Raw genomic sequence first — 19,489 nt, forward strand, 5'->3', positions numbered from 1 at the left:
TGAATCAAAGCGATCGGGTAACTTAACCTACTAACAAATCAGCGTTTTTACAGTGAAGTCCTTTTCAGACAACGAAAAAGGCACTGGTTATGAAAAACGCATATGCACTTGATTTACCTACACTAATTTCCGCCATCCTCTCCACCAAAGGTGGCGTGGCGAAAACCACCGATACGGCGAACCTCGGCGGCTACCTGGCCGATCAAGGGCTAAAAGTCCTGATGATTGACGCTGATATCCGCCAGCCGACGCTCAGCAGCTATTATCCTCTCGATAATGAAGCCCCCGGCGGGATCTACGAGCTTATCGCGCAGAACGAGCTGGATCCAGCCATCATCATCTCGCATACCTCCATTCCTGGACTGGATATCATCATCTCCAACGATCCGCGTGGCGAACTAATGAGCCTGCTTCAGGCGGCACCCGACGGAGTAATCCGCCTGCGCCATCTGGTACGCCAGATAACCGGCTATGACGTCATTCTGATCGACACTATTGGCGCACGCACCATCGCACTGGAAATGGTGCTGTTAGCCAGCGATCTTATTATCTCCCCGGTACTGCCGGAAATGCTCTCCGCACGCGAGTTTCTGCGCGGCACGCTGCAAATGTACCGGGATCTCCAGCCCTTTACCCGCTACGGCATTCCGCTGCCGCCTCTGAAAGCGGTGATCAACAAACTCGACCACACCAACGACGCTCGCGAAATTCACCACAACCTGCTTCAGGTTCTCCAGCACAAACAAAAAGAGCAGGAGCTGCTGGTACCCACCGAAATCCTGATGACGCCAGTTTATGCCAGCGTGGCCTATCGCCGGGCGGCATCGCTGGGAATGCCGGTGCATCGACTGGATGCTGCCAGACCGAAAGGACGCACAACGCCCTGTGCGGCTGAAACCATGCAGATGCTGGCGAAAGAACTGTTCCCGCAGTTTCTCGCCCTGCCCCATCAACAGATGGAGGGCATCGCATGAAACGGAAAATCTGGCGGGCATTTTGCTCTTATTACGCCCAGCATCCCTTCGAGAAAGACGATGAAGTGATCGTGTTCTTTGAAGCCGCCGATCGTGAAGAAGCGCGGGAAACGCTGCCGGTATTAATGTCGCTGCTATGGCATATCCCGCCGGAAAAAGTGGACTGCTACAACCTGGAGGATGAGAACGAGTTACGGGATACGTCCGGTTCACTGACGTCCCCCAGAGACTGGCCGTTGTTTGAAATCGGCTGGTCCAACAATAAGCCGCTTTATTCCAGCGATTTACCGCTATTACTTCTGCCGCCGCATCAACAGACCCGACTGTGGGAAGCCTTTCTGGCCTGTCAGGAGGGTAATCGGGATGAGTAAGCGTAAACGCCCACAACCGCCCCACTCCGTCGAAGCGGAACAATCGGTGCTCGGCGGGCTGATGCTGGATAACGATCGCTGGGATGACGTTGCCACACAGATTTCCGCGCAGGATTTCTTTATCTCCGCGCACCGCACTATCTATAGCCATATGCAGACCCTGGTCGAACATGGAAACCCCATCGACCTGATCACCCTAAGCGAATCGCTGGAACAGCAGGAGCAGCTCGAACAGGTGGGCGGCTTCGCCTACCTGGCGGAGCTTTCCAAAAACACGCCCAGCGCCGCCAATATCATTCCCTATGCGCAATACATCGCCAGCTACGGTGAACTGCGCCAGCTTCTGTTATTAGGCAATGAACTGAGCGATATGGCAGGCCAGCCGCGCAGCAATATTGCCGACGTACTGAACTTTGCCGAACAAAAGCTATTTGCCATTGCGCAGTCGCATCAGGACGGCGGCCTGACCGATATCAGCGCCTGCTTTGATAATGTGCTGACAGCTATCGCCCAGCGTTATGAGGCTGAACGAGGCAGTCTCAGCGGCACGCCGTCCGGGCTGGAGCAGCTCGACGCCCTGACCTGCGGTTTCCAGCCTGCCGACCTGATTATCGCCGCCGCACGTCCTTCGGTTGGCAAAACAGCCTTCGCCCTGACGCTGTGCGTAAACGCGCTAATGCTGCGCCCCACCCAGCCGGTGCAAATCTACAGCATGGAGATGTCGGCGGAACAGCTACTGCTGCGGCTGGTTTCTCTGATTGGCCGCATCTCGCAAACCCGGCTACGCAGTGGCGATCTGAGTGATAACGACTGGCAGCAGATCGGCATCAGCGCCAACGTTCTGATGACAGAATGGAAAGATCGCCTGTTGCTCGACGACTCCGGGATCCTCACACCGTCCCTGTTACGCAGTCGGGCCAGACGATCGCTGCGCCAGCATGGGATTCCCTCGCTGATCGTGGTTGATTATCTGCAACTGATGCGCAGCGGCAGCGCGGAGAATCGCAATCAGGAAATCTCGACGATCTCCCGCTCGCTGAAAGCGCTGGCGAAGGAACTCAGCTGCCCTGTGCTGGCGCTGTCACAGCTTAACCGGGCGCTGGAGTCACGCCTGAACAAGCGCCCCTGCAATGCCGATCTGCGCGATTCCGGCTCTATCGAGCAAGATGCCGACGTGATCTTATTCCTCTATCGCGACGAGCTGTACGATCCCAACACGTTGGATCGCGGCATCGCCGAAGTGATTGTCAGTAAACAGCGAAACGGCCCAATAGGCACGGTGCGAACCCGCTTTATCAGCGATCAAACCCGCTTCGAATCGCTCAGCCAGCAGGGAGCCGGGTCATGAACAACAAACTGACTTCGATGGAACTCCAGTCCCGCCTGCTACAGGGCAATTTTGATCGGGGAAGATCGCCCGATGAGCGATTTGCCGATCCACTGATGGAAACCTCGATGATCGTCACGCTGGAACAGCTTCGCCCTTACGATCTCAATCCGCGACTGATGCGTAACCCCAGCTATGACGACATCAAGGAATCGATCCGTCGTCGTGGACTGGACACGCCGCCGCCGATCACCCGTCGTCCCGATCAGGAGTGGTTCATCATCGCCAACGGCGGCAATACCCGCCTGTCGATCCTCAACGAACTGTGGCGCGAAACGCATGACGAGCGGTTCTGGCGCATTCAGTGTCTGTACAAGCCATGGGCCGGTACCTCCGATCAACCCATGCTGGGCGAACTGCGCTGCCTGATCGGCCATCTGGCGGAAAACGATATGCATGGCAAACTCAGCTTCATCGAGCGGGCGCTGGGGATCAACAAGGCGCGGGAACTGTACCAGCAGGTGGAAAAGTGCCAGCTTTCGCAACGAGAACTGGCGGAGCATCTGAAGAACGACGGTTACCCCATTAATCAGTCGCATATCAGCCGGATGGAACAAGCGCTGGAATACCTGCTGCCCTGCATCCCCGAAGTACTCTACGCCGGGATGGGCCGCTCGCAGGTGGAAAAACTGCTGTCATTACGGGCGGCATCATTACACCTCTGGCAGCGCCACGCTGATGGAGATGCCTGTTCCTTTGATAATCTCTTTTCCTCCGCGCTGTCGCTGTTCAACGACCAGCCCGAAGACTTCGCCATCGAACGGGTGCAGGATGAGCTGCTGGGGCTGATGAGCCAAAAGCTGAACGTTGACTACAATCTGCTGTTGCTAGACGTCGATCCCTCAGAGCAAAAACGTCAGGCCGTGCTCGGCCCTACGCCGGAACCACCGCCTTATGTTCCACCGGAAGAACCCGAACCACGCCCGATAACGCGCAGGCGTAAACCTGAAACAGATGAAGAGGACGTTGGCGCGCCTGCTCCTCTGCCTGAACCAGAGGAAGCACCATCGCTATTGTGTGAAGGGACCGAACCCGTCACAGATATCTGGCGCATCCCACAACTGTGGGATACCACGGAGTCCTTACGCTCGGTCAGCGATCGCCTGGCGTGGGATCTGGCTGAGCATTACGCCATCGACGACCGGATAATTTCAGATGCCGATGTAAATGGCATTGGCTTTCATGTGATGCCATTCGCATCAGATCACCCCATGTTCACCCGGCCACAGTCACGCGCCTGTTGGGCGCTGCTAGCGGCGCTCAATGAGATCCCGCTAACGGAAGATCTAGCCTCTGCACTGACGCCTGGGCTCTTTTTTCAACGTAATGCAGACGGCTTCTTCTTCAGCGATGAATTTCTTATTAAAGCATTCCGGCTGATCCGTATTGTCCGCCGGATCAAAGAGTTCCAGCAGGAGGCACAACATGCTGCCGACGATTAATCAGGCCGTTTTGTCACAGGTGATACAGGCCCTGAAGGACGGCAATGTGCGCTATTGCGAAGCGCTGGGCTTTGACCGCGAGGAGCTGAACGAACTGAACGCCCTGACCTTTGAAGAGCTAATGCACATGGGCAACACCTCGGCGCAGTTCCTGAAAATCACCATCAACCATGACGTGCTGCGCAAAATGCTGGTTCAGGTGCGTCAGGAGCAGAAATTCCAGCAACTGGTCGGCCAGGCGGTACAGCTTGGCGGTTCAATAGCGTTAATCAGCCACTACTTCGGGATATCGACTGCTGAAATCAGCGCCCGCCGTCGGCTGATGGGGATCCACGTTCGTCAGGGGCGCAACCAGGTTCCCGGCGAAGAAGAGGAAGCCGCGCTCTGGAACCGTTGGCAGGAGATCAAAGTCGATAACATCGACTCCATCCCAGCGCTGGAAGCCATGATGCTGCTGGCACAGGAACGTTCGCTCTCACTGACCGTGGTCTGGAATCTGATCCGACAGTGGGAAAAAAGCTGAGTGACTGAGGGGAAGATCATGACACCGTATATCCAGGCGCTGATCAACATGACCGGCGATAAACTCCAGCAACGGATACAGAAGGATCCGACATCCGCTTCCGATAGCCTGCTGTTTATGGGCAATCAACATGACACGGTTCCGCGTCGTCTGTTGCAAGATCCGCTGTTATCGCCCAGAGATAAATTTGCCTGGCAGGTGATCCGAATGCAGGCGCAGGACAACGGTGGCGCGGTGTTCCCCTCTTACAGCGAATTGCAGGTGCAGCTATCTAACCGCCCGCAGGATGAAAAAGCCTCGCGCAGTACCGTCAGCCGGGCATTGCTGATGCTACGCCTGACGCGCTGGCTCAGCCTGTGCCATAAGGCGCGGGATCGGGTATCCGGGCGCATCCTCGGGAATATCTATGCCCTGCACGATGAACCGCTGAGCGTGCTGGACGCCGTGCGCTTTGATGCCAGCTATCTTCATTTGCTGGAGCAGTGCTCGCGACATGAAAACAAGTCCATCCGCGCCACTGCGCAAGGTATTTTGTACGACATTCGCCAGGACACCAGTCTGCGCTATCTATCCTCGCGTATAGAGTTGCTGGAAGAACGCGCCCGCTGGCAGCAGCGCCAGTCTCCTGAGGAGACTAAGCCAGAAACGTCCGGTCTCAATACGGTACCAAGCAAAATTTCACCGAGTACCGAATCGGGACTAAGCCGGAAACCGGGGCCTGGCGGCTTAGTCTCAAATCAGGACCGGGATTCTGTACGTACTGTATCTACAGATATTTGTAATAGTACTACCGCGCGCGCGAACAACTCGCCGCCGAACTGGCCGCTGGAAATTCCATTAACCCGTCCTGAAAAACAGATTGTTTTACAGGCCATGCAGAATCTGCCGCCTCCGCTGCGCCAGGAAGTGCTCAATGACGCAGCTCAACGCGTTGCCCGTGGCGGCATACAAAACCCGCTCGCCTATCTGCTGGCGACACTACGCAAGGCTCAGGGCGGTGAGTTTAATCAGTATCGGCGCGGCAAAGCGACAGTGCCGGAGTTTGTGCAACCTGTGGTTTCAGAGCCAGACATACCAGCAAGGCCGCGTCAAAAACGGGATATCAGTAAGTTGGTTGCGGAGATTCGGGCGCAGTGTTTGGGGAGTGGCTGATGTTGTGACGGCTTTAGAGATTCCTGCTCACATGTTTATAAAAACCGTTTTTATCGACATATGGTCGGAACGTGTCGATGGCATAAACATATTTCGGTCATATGTTTAAAAAAATACATTTTATCGACGTATTTACAGATGGTTAATTTGGGTTGTCCGGCGTTGTCTGTATGAATTAATGGATAAGCAGTACTCCATTTTTGATGTTTTTACAGCTTGTAGGCTGTTTTTAGACATTACAGCCTACAAGCTGTAAAAGCCGATGCCTTCATGCTTTTCAGCTGCATAGTTAAAAAAAATGACAATACAGGTACTTTTAGTACCTAAAAACGAAATAATTTAAACTATCCAAGTACACGACATCGATATGGAAACCACGATGATGCCACTTCATAAAAACGGTTCCCCAGCCTGGATGGGATGCTGAAAGGCAATCTGTTTAACCAGCACCTGAATGCCCGCATGAGTTCCGGCGGCCATGCCGACGGAAGTTACACCATCCCCGGCTTAGGTGGCAGCCTAGTTTCCGGGTATAACGCCAGATTCGCCAATACCACACTTTCTCCCTTTGTCAGTTTCACGGGCTTCATCTCGCAAAGTGATGATTACTGGCTATCGAACGGAATGCAGGCACATCCTTGTACGGCTAAATCTGCGCTGGAGCAAGTCGGGTTTCGGCTGCACCAGAATATTACTACTCACAGTGGTATGCAGTTCATTCCGTGGCTGAAAATCGCGCTGGAGCAGGAGTTTGTGCATAACAACCCGGTCAGGGTTAATGACGATAATTTCAATAACGATAGCGCCGGAACACGAGGAAGCTACCGGGCTGGCATCAGCGCCACTCTCACGCCGCACACGCATATTTACGCCAACATAAATTACGAGAAAGGTGATGGGATGGAATCGCCGTGGACCGGGAATGCGGGTTTAAGCTACCGCTTCTAATAACACCGTAAAACTTCAGCGAAAAACACCACATTGTTCCATAAAAAGGTCTTAGTATCGATATACGCTCTGTTAATGGAACAAATAGGCCCATTGTTATGGCAGTGGTTCAACTACCCCTTCTAAATTAGCCCCGTAATATACTGGTGAATTTTTCACTTGACGTTAGCCTAAGCTTCCCAAAATAGTGAATCAGCAATATATCACTCTACTAAACACCTAGCAGTCAACACTGGTAATGCACTCAAACTCATACTGTCTTACCTTTAAATGCTTGTGCAATGAATTATTTATAAGCAAGGCATCACAAAAAAAACCTCGCTAAAGCGAGGTTCTGTGCATAATTAATGCTGGATTTAAAATACAGCTGTTAATTGTATATTGATGCGATGCCATAGCACATCCATACAAAACAACCGCTGCCATACGTCAGTAATACTCACATATCATGTTGATACTGAACTCATCATGCAATTTCACCATGCGAGAAGTCATCCTTTTTTCCCTGTGTGGAGAAATAGATTTTACTGCGCACGTAGTCCCAGCACTCCGGCTTTTTCGCCCATTCAGAAATCATCCTGCCATTTGCCGATTCAGTCAGAAGGCTATTTACTCGGTGAGCCAAGCTGACAAGACGATTCCCCATAGTTTCCTCGATACCCTGTTGATTCCAGATCTCTGCCAGATCCGTTTTGTTACCATAAAGATGTGAATAGGCGGCAACAGTATAGGCGGCGATATTCGCCTTAAATGCGGGGAAAAGTGAATTAATCAACTTATAGGCTTTTTTATAAATAATAGCCTGTGCAATGTAATTTTTAAAAGTTTCAATGTTCAGTTCATCCCCATAACGCTCAGTATCCTTGTCAATCATCGTCATTAATGCGGCAAAGTTTTTCTGCCCACCGAGGCTGACTAAATCCGGACGCTGGAGCCAGGCACAGTGATATTTTGCGAAATCCGTTTTCGTTATCCGACGGGATGGAGGAATTGCGTCTTTTAACCGTTTAATGCCCGCCGGTGTTTTACCTTCTCGTTCCAGCATAACCTTATAACTGCCATTTGCTCGCTCGTAAAACCAACGACTGTATCCGTCCGGGCAATACACCGTGTTTGCCATTTTTTCCAGCTGTACATGTACTGGTCGATTGGCTGACAGATCGGAAATATTGACTTTATTCTGGCTATTTGAGAAGCGCGAAATATCCGCAATTAACATCTCTTCTTGTGCATTATTCGTCTGTTTCAGCACAATTACTTTTGCGGGTACACGCACGTTACGCAGATTGGTTGCCGGAAATTTCTTTTTGGTGAAAAACATGGAAGCCGTCGTCTGCCCACCGTTGACGATCTGCATCCCCTGCATCCACGCAATACCAGGGCCACCTCCCGGTGCTTCACCAAGCCTGACCTGATCGGCAACAATCACAATGCCGTTGTTATAAGCCATAAAACGCTCAGGCTGCTCACGTAAAGTGTCACGAATCCCCTTGTTGACTTTCCCCGTCTGACTCAGAAACGAGCGAACGTTCGCTTCCAGAATCCGGTTGCCATATTTTTCATAGATAAATCGCAGTGTCTCTCCCGGAACCACCGTCAGCGCATAATCGTACTCACCCATTTCATCCGGGATCCAGACACAGGGAAGCGCCCCCCCAGCCACCTCATCAAAATTAACCTGCAGTTCATCGCGTGGCTTACCTTCCTGCCAGTGGTTAAACAAACGGACAATGTCCATAACCTCTAATTTAATGGTTTTACCGGCCACGTCCCGTGACTGATACCAGCGGGTTTTCACCTGACCATCGGTCAGTACATAAATTCTGATTTGCTCCAGTTCCGCATAGGACTGTTCGATGGTCGTCACCAGTTGCCAGGCATCATTGGATTGATCGAGCGTGGATGATAATTTACCGTCAACGCACTTCTGCAAAAATTGAATGCAGTGGCCGGCAATCGCTTTTGTCTCAGCATCCGGGACGTGACAGAGCTCGTCGCTACCGTGATAAATACTGACAAAAAGGTCAAGTTGATCGCCATCTTCTGAGAAGGCATAACCGCTGAGACGCACATTGTGTCCACTGACTTTCGCCATAAAGTGACACGTCTCGGCATCATCGAATGTCATGCCGATATCGGCCATATGACGCATAACAATATCGGTAAAAATCAGCTCCGGAAAAGGCGACTCAACCCCTGGCTGAGCCATTTGATCCTGATATTCCTTGCGAATCTCATTCTGGGTTTGACGTAAAAAATCAATAATTTCCATGCGGTAATCCTGCAAAGTCTGACAAGCAATGGTTAAAATCTTGGGCCTGAGGAATAAGTGTCTGGAGTTCGAGTTGATAGCGCGCACTCACCACCGGCAACGGGACATTGGCATGCGTCAAAGAGGGAAAATCCGCTTCAATGGGGAGTGCGAACGCCTCTGTCAGCAAGAAATGACGTGTATAGAATTCAGCATGTTCAGTGAAATATCCGACATGACAAAGTGATCCCTCAAAAATACAAGCCGCCGTAGCGTTTCCCTCAAACCGTTGACGAAGACGGCTAATGATGTCATTCAGGGTTGCGCCGGTGGGATGCTCACTGAAGCGCAAACCACACAATACAAGCGATCCTGCCCGCTGCCAGTCCAGTTGTTCAAGAGAGTGGATAGTTATGCAAAAACCCTTCGCTGCCGTAGTGCTTTTTATCTCAATGGCGCGTTCATCGAGTGCAAAATCCTGTAGCCCATGCTGCGGTCCTATCCATGCTTCGACTGCCGTTGACGGAGCAAGACCGCTCTCGATCAACCGCTCCAGACACGTCAATTCGCCGATTAACCCAACTTCTTCTTCTTGACTGAGTGGACGGGTATCGCGCTCCATAAACGCCTGCCATAAACGAATCCGACGAAGCAGAGTTTCAAACAGGCGCGGTTTCGAAACGTTCAGGAGCGAATGGAGAATATCCAGAATCATCGTCGTAAAGACATCCACATTCCCTGTTTGCTGGCGACGGATCATCAAACCGTTCTGCCCCCCCTCCTCTGTTCCGGCCATCTCAACGCGGAATCCTTTACAAGATGGCAGCGCCGCCGACCCAGGCGAAAGAGGATGAGGAAACACGGCAATCAGCATTTCTTCATTATCAGGCTGACGACGCCCGGCATGAAAGCTACAGCCCTGGTGCGTAAAAAGCCGAATCCCGCGCCAGCCCTGAGCGCCAGGCAGTTCGTCTATCTGAGATCGATCTAAGGCTTTCCAGGCCGCCAGCAGATCGTCTTTACTCAGCCGCACCATACTCTTGCTCCCATAGTACGTTGTTCACTTTGTACTCCACCGTTACTCCACTGCGGCTTCCCGGAAAACTGATGCCAAAAGCCACCACAGGTAAGGCATCTTCCTGATATTCCGCTGCCGACAATGCCTGCTGCGGGTCCAGTAAGTAAATGAGCAATAAACCTTTTTGACGCTGTGCTGGAATGTCGTTAATGCCAAATCCTTTAATCCGACGCAGTACCACGCCACCTGGAACGACGGGCTCCTCTCGCCCTTCATTGCGTCCGGGATCGGCATGAAAAATACGCTGCGTTTCTTCCAGCGCAGCAAGCCAAGTTGATTCATCACAGTCAATCCCTTCATCGCGTGGGGAAAGTAAACGGCCAATGGAATAACGGTCAGTGACCCCTTCAGACGCTTTACGCATCATAAGCGGTACGGAAAAGCCGCAAACATCGTGATGGCGATCGATGCCACCCCCTATCACCGCCACCGTCCATTGGGTGAGTTCATCAACGCGATTCATCCGCGTAACAAAATCCGCCAGTAGTTTGCTGTTAGCTTTTCTGGCCTGAGCATGGGTCTCATATTCCGTTAAGAAATCGATGATCGGCTCAGGGGAGATATTTTGCCAAATGACCCCATTCCATTTTTCAATCTTATCTCCGCGTCGTCTCCCAGGTATCGGCGCGCCAGCACCGACGCGCCCGGTTAGACGCTGGAAAGCCACGTAGTTACGCTTGTGATACTCCTGTTCTTTAAACAACGAAATCGTTTCGACCACTGTGCCGCTGAAAGAGAGCCATAGTGAACGCGCGCTACGCATTTTTAAGGGCGAGGTCACCATTAACACAGGGTGTGATTTCACTTTTAGCCCGAAATCACGTGGGGTGCCGCCGCTGGCGACCATATTGTCAAACTCTTCCCGCAGCTCTTCTGACGCATCCGCAATGTGCTCAAACCATTCAATCAGCTCATCGGTGGTATAAAGCCGGCATACATCCAGATATCCCTGGCGATAACCAAACCAACGCCCCATCTGCATTAACGTGTCATACATGCGGGAGGCGCGTAAAAAATAACTAGTGCATAATCCCTCAAGCGTTAGCCCTCGAGCCAGTTTGTCTCCGCCAATCGCAATGACTTTTAAGCCTGTCGCACTGTCCGAATAATCAAGCGCATCCTTCGCCGTTCCGTTTATCATTCGTACCGACACGTTTTCTATCACGGTATACAGCTTGTCGACGATCTCCTGCCATTCGAAGGCGTCGTCCGGAACCTGCTGCGGCATAACTTCGCGGATCGCCTGATTCGTCGGCAAAAAATCGGCCTGCCAGAGTGACTCAAGCTGATGTAAAAAAGGTTCGTGTCCAATCCTTCGCGTCAGTCGCTGCCTCACGTCCTGAATGTAGGCATCAATATTTTCATAAACAACCGATTGCACCTTATTGAAGCGAGTCACATGGACCAGCATCGAACTGTGTTTCTCTCCCTGACCGCGTAATTCTCTGACACAGCATGCTAGTAAAAAACTGTCGATAGCGTGTTTTAACGAGTCCGGGAAATGAGTTAGCGTATCCAGTGTGGGATAGTGCGAACTCTTATGAGAAACCGGCATCCACCCCCTTTTTCCGTCATCGCTACAGTGATCACTCACTCGCCTAATCAAAGGCAACTCTCCGCTCCGGCCTTCCGCGGTGGCCCGCCCAAATACCCTCGCAGGGCCGATGTAGTTAGAGGGTGCGCCGAGATTAATGATAAAGGCGGAAGGGAACAAATCCGGACCTTCGTCACGTGTTTCATTGCTCTCGTGAATAAAAATATTGGCAAAGGGCGTAGCGGTATATCCGACATACGCCTTACGGCTAAACTGCATCAACAGCTTACGAATCAGACTATTTATTGCCGTTGGCTGATGTTCAGCATCCGGTTTTCCATCGTCATCGTAGACGATTTCCCCAGTATCAACTGAGGCGTTATCCGCTTCATCATCAATCATCAGCAGCGGTAATTCCGAAACAAAACGCTTTCCGGTGATGGGGTCAACGCTGGTGGCAACATGGTTCTCAATCCAGGTATGCAGGCGCTTCAAAATAGACTTATTTTTCTTTACTACGAACAGCCAGGGCCGTTGCTCGGGGCTGATCCCCAGATTCTTAGCCACTCCGGCGCTGAAGTCGCCCTTTTCAGATCGGTTAGTGACGTAGTTGGGACGAATGACAGGATCGCTATCAATAGCGCCCACCCCAATGATGGTCACTTTTTCTCTGAGTGGGCTCGTCTCGTAACCAAGAAATCCTTCATCAAGACGCATTTGGGTCTGCGAGCGGAGGTTGTTATGCAAACCAGCGAGCACAATGATTATCTTATATCCCGCATCCGCGGCTTTACAGATTAGACCGGTATAGTGGCTGGTCTTCCCCGACTGAACATGGCCGACCACCAGCCCACGTCGGTCCCAACGCCCTTCCCGCCCCGGTTGCTCAAGTAATCCCAGAACACGATCCGTTGAACGGTCAAGGGTATCCAGGACTCCCCAAGGCATCGTTTTGCCAAGCCACTGGCGATATCGATGCCAGTAGCGCCACTCGCGTTTCGCATCAGCGGTCAGCCAGGGTTGATGCCCTTCGTCATTACTCAGAGAAGAATCTTCTCCCATCCAGATGCTGTAACGGCGGATCAACTCTTCGACCAGGATCTCCCGACTATCAAGGCGGCTCCACTCAGGTTTCATCTGACAAACCATATCAATATGTTGGCGCAGAATACCGGGCGTGATCGTGCTTTTATCCTGACTTTGCAGGAACGTTTGCACAATCTGCAATACACTCAGTTGCGTGTCATCCAAGGGATTAAGACTCATAGCGATTTCTCATGTTGATCGTCGGGGAGTAGTGCAATTAATTCGGGATAATTATCGAAGGGTTCCATATTTTGCAGGTGCTGTTTCGCCAGCGCCGGTGACATCGCCTGCTGTCCAACCATAGTCTGGTACATCACCTGCAATACGGACAACACCTCTGCGGGCGGTGCAGTTTCAAAACCTGTCCGCGGCGTCTCTTTTGTCTCAGCCGTATCAAGCCAGATTTGCTGAACTGGAACGGTTTCCTCAATCAGTCTTAGCATGGCCTGAATTTGTGGAGATAACTCACCGGCCTGCGAAAGGACATTGCTGATAACAGGATGTTGTAACGAAATCTGATAACGAACACCGGATGGCGTCTTCTGCGCTTGCCAGAGCTGAACAAGTTCCTCGCCGGGCTTGCGCTTATTCATTTTCCCGCGTTTTGCAAATGTCCGTACCGCACGATCACGCGTTGATTGCGCCAGTTGGGTTAACCAAGGCCGCAGCGAAACCGGTGGGCGGGCCATCGACTTACGAATATCAATCTTCCAGTCTATGTCGGCATCATTAGGGATATCCAGACGGATTCGCGCAAGGCGGTGGGTTTCATCTTTCGTCCAGGCCCGGGGGCTTCCGAGTCCAAGCCAGTTGCCCGCCACCAGCAATCGCTCATTCCGGTATACATAAAATCCTTGCTGGGCCGTCCAGCCTGCCGGTCCTTGAGCCTGTTGATACTCCTGCGTCGTCAGGTGATCCTGATGCGGCAGAACATGACACTCCACCTTCACGGCAGGAGCGCCTGGCGCCATTGCCGAAGGCGAATGCCAGGGCTTGGAAGGATGCCCGCTGAGAAAGGGATCCCAAGCTTTAATTTTGCGACCATTGAGGGTGAGAGTGAGTCGGGGAGCGTTCCCCTCAAGGAATCGGTGAAATACCATCGCCAGATGTTGTTCAACGCCATCCATCAGATTGAGGAAATCTTTCTCACCGTAGCCGGGGGTGACAATTCGGTCTAAAACGTCCCACAGCACCACCGTACCGTGGGAGTCAGGTTCCTCATTTGCTAACGCCTCCTGACTTCCTGGGTCAGCGCCTTCAAGCAAATACCAACCGTCGTCCGTACTGGCGGCGAGAATGTCCAGATCCCACCGCAGGATGGTCGTTATCTCCTCTTTTTTGGAGGCGACCGTCAGACGGCGACATTGCGAAAAGGAGGCGGTTTTGAGTCCCAGACCGAAGCGGCCCAGATCGTGTCCTGAACGCTTTGTCAGCGGGTTTTTGACCCCCAGCCGCATCGCAACATCCAGTTCAGCGGCCGACATGCCGCAACCATTATCCCGAACCACGATATAGCTATCCGACTCACGCCAGTGAAAGGTCAGATCGACCTTACGGGCACCGGCACTAATGCTGTTGTCGATGATGTCAGCCAGTGCGGTGGCAGTGTTGTAACCGAGCCCTCGCAGCGCTTCGATCATAATGGCTGCATTCGGTGGCGCATGGCGCATGGTCGTCATTCTTCTTCTTCCTGCATCTCGCTCAACGCGGTTTCCCACTGTTCGACGAAGCCGCCTAATTTCGACGCCCGGCTGTGATAGCGGAGCTTACGGAGCGCTTTGGCTTCTATCTGACGTATCCTTTCTCGCGTGACATCAAACTGTTTACCCACCTCTTCCAGCGTGAAATCTTGCGTCATACCGATGCCAAAACGCATTTTTATGATCTGTTTTTCGCGTGGCAACAACGTTTCCAGCACCAATGAAACACATTCTCTTAGCTCGAGAGACTGAACGGGAGCACTGGTGAAATCCTTTCCGGTCAGGATCGCGTCTCCCGACAGCGCCGCTTCGCTGTCCTGGGCGTCATCATGAAAATCGCCAATCAACACCGTCTGTTCTTCATATTTTGCCATCCGCTTGAGTTGATTTTCTGGAAGGTCAGTCAATGCTTGCAGCCGTTTGATCGTGGGCGTTATCCCCTGCCGATACAGCAATTGATCCCGACTGTTTCGCCAGCGCCTGAATTGCTCATAGAAGTGAACGGGTAAACGGATGAGCTGCGCCTGATCGGCAATCGCGCGGCTGATCTTCTGGCGGATCCACCAGGTGGCATACGTGGAGAATTTAAATCCGCGTCGATAGTCGAATTTTTCAACGGCCTTGATCAAACCCAGATTACCTTCCTGGATCAGGTCCTCGACATCTAATCCCCGCCCGCGATATTTATTCGCGATGGTGACGACCAGACGCAAGTTGGCGTGGATCAGCCCCTCCCAAGCCTCTCTGTAACTGCTGACATACAGACTTATTTTATGACCTTCATCAGGGATGAGCGTTCGGGCGCGCTCAACTATCTGTTGCAGGTCGGCATACTCCGGGCGGGGGATATGATTATCCTGATATTCGCCTGCTTTCCCACTTCTCAGCAGAACAAGAAGCTCGATAAAGCTGATAGTGTCATCGTCATCGTCATCGGATACGGGAGGCATTTCCTCATCCGCTTCTTCTGCGACGTCTTCCTCTTCAGAAATCTCAGGCGCTGGCTCCGGAAGGTAATTGGGCTGCAGCAACTGCATATATTCCGCTTCGGATAAACCCGCCAGGATTCTTATCAGATTAATTAGCGCCGTATCCATGCGCTGGCCGAGTCGTTCTTCTTTTGTTTTATCCACGACATCCCACTGGCGGATATCCACGAGATAGTTTTCAACGATGCCGAACTGCCGCAATGCATTGAAAGCATCAAACCAGGGTTCAAGAGGTTCACTCACCGATAATGTCGCCGGAGCAGCGTCAGGCGGAATAATATCATCGTCATCCACAATCAGCGGTAAGTCCCTGATCAATGCCTCTACGCTGAGCCGGAATTCAGGCCACTGCATACCGAAATCCTCTTCCCCGGCATGCCAGATGTCACGCAAAGAGATACGCCCCGTATCCAGTGCGCCAATGAGCAACGTTGAGAGATGAGGGTAATTTTGCGGAGAGTGAGAAACTGGCGTCAGTGGTTCAGGGAGCGTGAGTTCGATATCGCTCCACTCAGCAGAGTGATCTTTCGGGCGATAGCGTGATAATAATTGCTGGGCTTCAGCGGAAGCATGTCTTAACGTCAGATTATCTTCGGCGGGCTTCAATTCAACTTCTGCATCCCACAGCATAAAATCCATCGGGATTTCAGCGCTGGGTAATTCTGCCTCTGTTTCTGAGTCCTCGACTGAAACCACAGAGCGTTCCAGTTCGGCAAGTGAAAGAGGCTGACGATAACGGGCCAACAGATCACGCAATTTTTGCTCCTGCGCAAGGTCACTAGCGCGAAGCCCGAGGTTGTTTTGATGTTCAACATCAACACCCGCACTCAACAACATTTCGCAAATAGCGAAATGTCCATACTGGGCCGCAATCATCAATGGGCTGTTTCCCAGAGAATCTCGTGAATCTTTGGGTAATCCCCTGTTGAGATGAAACTCCACCACGGAGGAAATTCCGCTTTTTAGCGCCCGAATAAGTAAAGGGGGAATGCGATAAAACTCAGAAATAGTGCGATGCATGTTGACCGTCTTTCCCTTGTAAACTACATCCGCGGAAATGCAATCTATCTTATAGGGAGAAAATTGAATTTGGTACTGTATAAAAACAACCTATCATTTTAGGTGATCTTCATCATTAAATGTAAAGATAGCAGGGACTGTTATCAATGTAGATATTACCCTTTGATATTTAAAGTAACCAATTGAAAAATAACATTATTAGACAAAAAATATTTGCTGATAAAGCATTTTCCCAACAGCCCGGGCAGATTCACTCAACGCCTGCTAGCCTCTTTTCCTGACGTATCAGAAGACATGCTGGATATCAACACCCCATGCCTCGTCACATAAACTAAAATTCGTCCAGCTACCCTATCTCCAATTTCACTTTAGGCTTCGACAAAATGAATTTTATCAGTTCGATGAAGTGATCAGGTTCAAAGAAATAATAGCTCCGTTGAAAGGTAATTAACCAGGTCAAGTTAGACAGACTCTTTTTCTCAATCACTTGCTTATAAAACAGGTAACAAACTCCCATCAGAAGTTGAACGGAAAACGACCAGAAAACATTTTATAGGATATTCCAAGGTCTAAGCAAAACCCGGAACAAAAACTGCCTCTGATAAATCAGCAAAATGTTATGGGGATTGATGCCACTGGCATCACACCAGTACCTATCAATCTAAACAAACCAATAGGCAAAAGGGTGATGCCAGTGGCATCAAAATTTCCGACAAACAATCTTCCCGCCTGCGTTTTCGTTTTCCCATTGCTCACAACCCCTCACGCCATCACTCTGCGCTGACACCCACCCGCAACAGGAAACAGATATGTCGGACTACACCTTCAACATGGGTCCCCTGCGTAGTGCGATCCATATTCAGCTTCACACTCACAACGCCACCCGGCTGTGGACCGGGCGGCGGGCAACTGAGAACGGCCCTGCGCCAATCATCGGCATGCCGCGCTTTATCGAAATTCTCAACCAGATGCGCATTGCCGCAGAGCATAACGATCCTTACGCCGATCTGTGGATGCTGCGTATGGAAGAGAAACTGGTGCAGTCGCGTAAGTTGATGCAAGTGATGCTGGATCAGGCAAAAGCCATGTTCAGCGAATTGCCGGAAGGCATCGATATTGAAAACTGTTTCAACGTGCAACCCGCCCGCTTTCCGCTGTTTATCAACGCTCCATTGGCCTATCAGGGCGTTTATCTGCTGACCGATTTCGACCAGCTCGCACGCCAGCTTCTGCTGGCCTCACATATCGCCGTCATCTCACGTAGGGAAATGCACAACCGGTTGAATAACGGCGCAACCGTTATCCGCAGCGCCTTCGGTCTGGCGCAGAAATATCACGGTTCCGGTCTGACCCGTCAGGACTTTATCGACGACACGCCTCAGGCCAGAGCCGCTATTGAGCGTTTAGGCCCGTTACCGGAAGCGATACTGAGCGGCAAATTACGCTCATCGTTTTCATCACCGTTGCCTGGCAAGACCGAAAATTCCGGAGCCGTCGATGATGAATAACCCCATAACTGGCTATCAGTCGCTGGCTGATGAAGACTATAAAATGCTGGCTTACGTCTCCTCGCTAAAAGGCCTTTTAAAGCCTTTTAAGAGTAAGGGGGAGCTGGAGCTGCTGGAGAGCAACGCCCGAAGCGTGCGAGAGATGATGGAGCCGTTAATGCAGCGCCTGATTCAAAGCGCCAGACGCTACCCCGTGCGCCAGCTTCCGCTGATATTCACCATCGGCCCGGCCCCCTCCGGCGCGAACTTCCTGCGCTGGCGGAACCAGCAGAACAACAAATCCGGCACCCCGGCATTCAGCAATCTGATTGGCGATCCCAAAATTCCGCAGCGCGCCAGAGATGCCCTGCTGGAAATCGAGCGGGACCGCATCGTGTTCAATATGCAGATGTCGGTACTGACCTTCATTATCCGCCAGGCGCGGGAGTGTCAGGAAAAGATGGGGCAGGCGGAAAAGCTATATCAGGGGCGGCAAAATAGCTGACGCAGAACATGAGTTGCAGCGCGACACCAGGCGGCTACGCGATTACCCTAACGCCATACCCAACAGCGCGACTTGTTTTGCCTGTTCGCGCTCGTGACGCTCCCGTCGCGCAAAACACCCTTTACGCTCCTGTTCAGTATCATTCCGGACGGATAGCCAGGCGACAGCCGTCTCGCTATCCGCCCGGACCTCCTGCATTTTTCCGGCGCCCACCGGATAACAACGGGATCCGTTTGTGCGCAAGCGCCAGTTATTGCGATTTACACTGCTGACAGAAATCGCGCGTAACCCTACGCGGGCAGTGACCCCTTCAGCCCGCTGCACCTTAACAGCTTCCGTGCGGAACACGATATTTAAGGTGCAGCAAACAGAATATCGCCTCGCAATTTCCCTTCCCCCTCGTTTAAATCCCCTTGCTTATCTGGTAGCCGGAACCTACACGCTACCCGCCGTTAGGCGTGGTTCCATCGCCTTTTAATTGCGCAGCATCACACAGGCGCATCCCTTTCACCCGATGCACTCTGCATATCACTAAGCGCCGCGTTCAGCCACGCGGGAGGATCCTATGAACGAGAAAACTTACTTCAATCTGTACACCAGCGGTCTGGGTTACGTTAACCGTGTCCGCACCGTCACCCCAAAACGCGGCGAGCCTTTTTTATGCTGTGACATTGCCGCATTAAGCGGGGCTGCCGATGATGTGGACTATGTCCGCTTTGACTGCAAAGTCACCGGTAGCGAAGCGCGTAAGCTGATTGCCCGCTGCGAGCAGGCGGTCAATGAAAAGCGCAAGGTGCTGATCCACTTCCGTTTGGGCGACTTATACGTCGATATGTTCACCTACAGCAAAGGCGAGCGTAAAGGCGAAACGGGCGTCAGCCTGAAAGCCCGACTGCTCTATATTGGCCTTGTCAAAATCGACGGTGAAGTCGTCTGGCAGGCCGGAAATCAGGAAGCAGAGGCGGAAGCTGATGCAGCCTGAATCTTTATCGTGACGCCCACTCCGGGCGTCTTTTTTTCATCACCAAAAAACAATTTCCCG

Annotated in this window: 16 protein-coding genes; 10 read left to right on the plus strand and 6 right to left on the minus strand. The window is 52.0% G+C overall.

The window, feature by feature from the left end; all coding sequences use genetic code 11:
* Positions 1–89: 89 nt before the first annotated feature.
* From GHC22_RS20305 to GHC22_RS20335, 7 genes are all read left to right on the plus strand, one after another.
* Positions 90–974 (plus strand): ParA family protein, encoded by an 885-nt coding sequence (locus GHC22_RS20305; RefSeq protein WP_153753801.1) that lies wholly within the window; start codon positions 90–92, stop codon positions 972–974.
* Positions 971–1,345, plus strand: coding sequence for a hypothetical protein (locus GHC22_RS20310; RefSeq protein WP_000823396.1), 375 nt, complete (start codon positions 971–973; stop codon positions 1,343–1,345). The genes GHC22_RS20305 and GHC22_RS20310 overlap by 4 nt, the downstream gene beginning before the upstream one ends.
* Positions 1,338–2,693 carry a replicative DNA helicase gene (gene dnaB / locus GHC22_RS20315; protein ID WP_153753802.1) on the plus strand — a complete coding sequence of 452 codons (1,356 nt, stop codon included), beginning with the start codon at positions 1,338–1,340 and terminating at the stop codon, positions 2,691–2,693. The genes GHC22_RS20310 and dnaB overlap by 8 nt, the downstream gene beginning before the upstream one ends.
* Positions 2,690–4,174: a ParB family protein gene (locus tag GHC22_RS20320; protein ID WP_153753803.1), complete on the plus strand. Its 1,485-nt coding sequence runs from the start codon at positions 2,690–2,692 to the stop codon at positions 4,172–4,174. The genes dnaB and GHC22_RS20320 overlap by 4 nt, the downstream gene beginning before the upstream one ends.
* A complete protein-coding gene (locus GHC22_RS20325) occupies positions 4,158–4,697 on the plus strand; it encodes a DUF2857 domain-containing protein (protein ID WP_000938043.1) in 540 nt (179 codons plus the stop codon). The genes GHC22_RS20320 and GHC22_RS20325 overlap by 17 nt, the downstream gene beginning before the upstream one ends.
* Before the next feature lie 18 nt (positions 4,698–4,715).
* A complete protein-coding gene (locus GHC22_RS20330; RefSeq protein ID WP_153753804.1) occupies positions 4,716–5,849 on the plus strand; it encodes an STY4528 family pathogenicity island replication protein in 1,134 nt (377 codons plus the stop codon).
* 420 nt (positions 5,850–6,269) lie between these two features.
* Complete coding sequence (locus GHC22_RS20335) at positions 6,270–6,797, plus strand: autotransporter outer membrane beta-barrel domain-containing protein (RefSeq protein WP_153753805.1); 528 nt, start codon at positions 6,270–6,272, stop codon at positions 6,795–6,797.
* Between the two features lie 466 nt (positions 6,798–7,263).
* Here GHC22_RS20335 and mzaE read toward each other — a convergent pair whose 3' ends face one another.
* From mzaE to GHC22_RS20360, 5 genes are read right to left on the minus strand one after another with little or no spacing between them, the layout of a single operon-like run.
* On the minus strand, positions 7,264–9,069 hold the full coding sequence (gene mzaE / locus GHC22_RS20340) for an MZA anti-phage system associated AIPR family protein MzaE (protein WP_153753806.1): 1,806 nt from the start codon (positions 9,067–9,069) through the stop codon (positions 7,264–7,266).
* On the minus strand, positions 9,056–10,084 hold the full coding sequence (gene mzaD / locus GHC22_RS20345) for an MZA anti-phage system associated PD-(D/E)XK motif protein MzaD (RefSeq protein ID WP_001748814.1): 1,029 nt from the start codon (positions 10,082–10,084) through the stop codon (positions 9,056–9,058). The genes mzaE and mzaD overlap by 14 nt, the downstream gene beginning before the upstream one ends.
* Positions 10,068–12,926: an MZA anti-phage system associated Z1 domain-containing protein MzaC gene (gene mzaC, locus GHC22_RS20350; protein ID WP_153753807.1), complete on the minus strand. Its 2,859-nt coding sequence runs from the start codon at positions 12,924–12,926 to the stop codon at positions 10,068–10,070. The genes mzaD and mzaC overlap by 17 nt, the downstream gene beginning before the upstream one ends.
* Positions 12,923–14,425, minus strand: coding sequence for an MZA anti-phage system associated ATPase MzaB (gene mzaB, locus GHC22_RS20355; protein ID WP_023221012.1), 1,503 nt, complete (start codon positions 14,423–14,425; stop codon positions 12,923–12,925). Before mzaB ends, mzaC begins: the two co-directional genes overlap by 4 nt.
* Positions 14,422–16,455 (minus strand): sigma-70 family RNA polymerase sigma factor, encoded by a 2,034-nt coding sequence (locus GHC22_RS20360; RefSeq protein ID WP_153753808.1) that lies wholly within the window; start codon positions 16,453–16,455, stop codon positions 14,422–14,424. Before GHC22_RS20360 ends, mzaB begins: the two co-directional genes overlap by 4 nt.
* Positions 16,456–17,264: 809 nt before the next feature.
* Here GHC22_RS20360 and GHC22_RS20365 point away from each other — a divergent pair.
* Positions 17,265–17,963: a PFL_4669 family integrating conjugative element protein gene (locus tag GHC22_RS20365; RefSeq protein WP_153753809.1), complete on the plus strand. Its 699-nt coding sequence runs from the start codon at positions 17,265–17,267 to the stop codon at positions 17,961–17,963.
* Entirely contained in the window at positions 17,953–18,447 is a 495-nt protein-coding gene (locus GHC22_RS20370) for a DUF3158 family protein (RefSeq protein ID WP_153753810.1), read from the plus strand. The genes GHC22_RS20365 and GHC22_RS20370 overlap by 11 nt, the downstream gene beginning before the upstream one ends.
* 42 nt (positions 18,448–18,489) lie before the next feature.
* On the opposite strand, the gene GHC22_RS20375 is transcribed toward GHC22_RS20370, so the two are convergent.
* Positions 18,490–18,771 carry a hypothetical protein gene (locus GHC22_RS20375; RefSeq protein ID WP_153753811.1) on the minus strand — a complete coding sequence of 94 codons (282 nt, stop codon included), beginning with the start codon at positions 18,769–18,771 and terminating at the stop codon, positions 18,490–18,492.
* Positions 18,772–19,012: 241 nt separating this feature from the next.
* On the opposite strand from GHC22_RS20375, the gene GHC22_RS20380 reads away from it, so the two are divergent.
* Positions 19,013–19,429, plus strand: coding sequence for an STY4534 family ICE replication protein (locus tag GHC22_RS20380; protein ID WP_023202284.1), 417 nt, complete (start codon positions 19,013–19,015; stop codon positions 19,427–19,429).
* The last annotated feature ends 60 nt before the right edge of the window (positions 19,430–19,489 follow it).

The organism is Citrobacter sp. H12-3-2 (assembly GCF_009649895.1).
GTDB lineage: Bacteria > Pseudomonadota > Gammaproteobacteria > Enterobacterales > Enterobacteriaceae > Citrobacter > Citrobacter portucalensis.

Coding starts and splice junctions, on each gene's coding strand:
- GHC22_RS20305 (WP_153753801.1), top strand. CDS start 90: ATGAAAAACGCATATGCACTTGATTTACCTACACTAATTTCCGCCATC.
- GHC22_RS20310 (WP_000823396.1), top strand. CDS start 971: ATGAAACGGAAAATCTGGCGGGCATTTTGCTCTTATTACGCCCAGCAT.
- dnaB (WP_153753802.1), top strand. CDS start 1,338: ATGAGTAAGCGTAAACGCCCACAACCGCCCCACTCCGTCGAAGCGGAA.
- GHC22_RS20320 (WP_153753803.1), top strand. CDS start 2,690: ATGAACAACAAACTGACTTCGATGGAACTCCAGTCCCGCCTGCTACAG.
- GHC22_RS20325 (WP_000938043.1), top strand. CDS start 4,158: ATGCTGCCGACGATTAATCAGGCCGTTTTGTCACAGGTGATACAGGCC.
- GHC22_RS20330 (WP_153753804.1), top strand. CDS start 4,716: ATGACACCGTATATCCAGGCGCTGATCAACATGACCGGCGATAAACTC.
- GHC22_RS20335 (WP_153753805.1), top strand. CDS start 6,270: ATGCTGAAAGGCAATCTGTTTAACCAGCACCTGAATGCCCGCATGAGT.
- mzaE (WP_153753806.1), bottom strand. CDS start 9,069: ATGGAAATTATTGATTTTTTACGTCAAACCCAGAATGAGATTCGCAAG.
- mzaD (WP_001748814.1), bottom strand. CDS start 10,084: ATGGTGCGGCTGAGTAAAGACGATCTGCTGGCGGCCTGGAAAGCCTTA.
- mzaC (WP_153753807.1), bottom strand. CDS start 12,926: ATGAGTCTTAATCCCTTGGATGACACGCAACTGAGTGTATTGCAGATT.
- mzaB (WP_023221012.1), bottom strand. CDS start 14,425: ATGACGACCATGCGCCATGCGCCACCGAATGCAGCCATTATGATCGAA.
- GHC22_RS20360 (WP_153753808.1), bottom strand. CDS start 16,455: ATGCATCGCACTATTTCTGAGTTTTATCGCATTCCCCCTTTACTTATT.
- GHC22_RS20365 (WP_153753809.1), top strand. CDS start 17,265: ATGTCGGACTACACCTTCAACATGGGTCCCCTGCGTAGTGCGATCCAT.
- GHC22_RS20370 (WP_153753810.1), top strand. CDS start 17,953: ATGATGAATAACCCCATAACTGGCTATCAGTCGCTGGCTGATGAAGAC.
- GHC22_RS20380 (WP_023202284.1), top strand. CDS start 19,013: ATGAACGAGAAAACTTACTTCAATCTGTACACCAGCGGTCTGGGTTAC.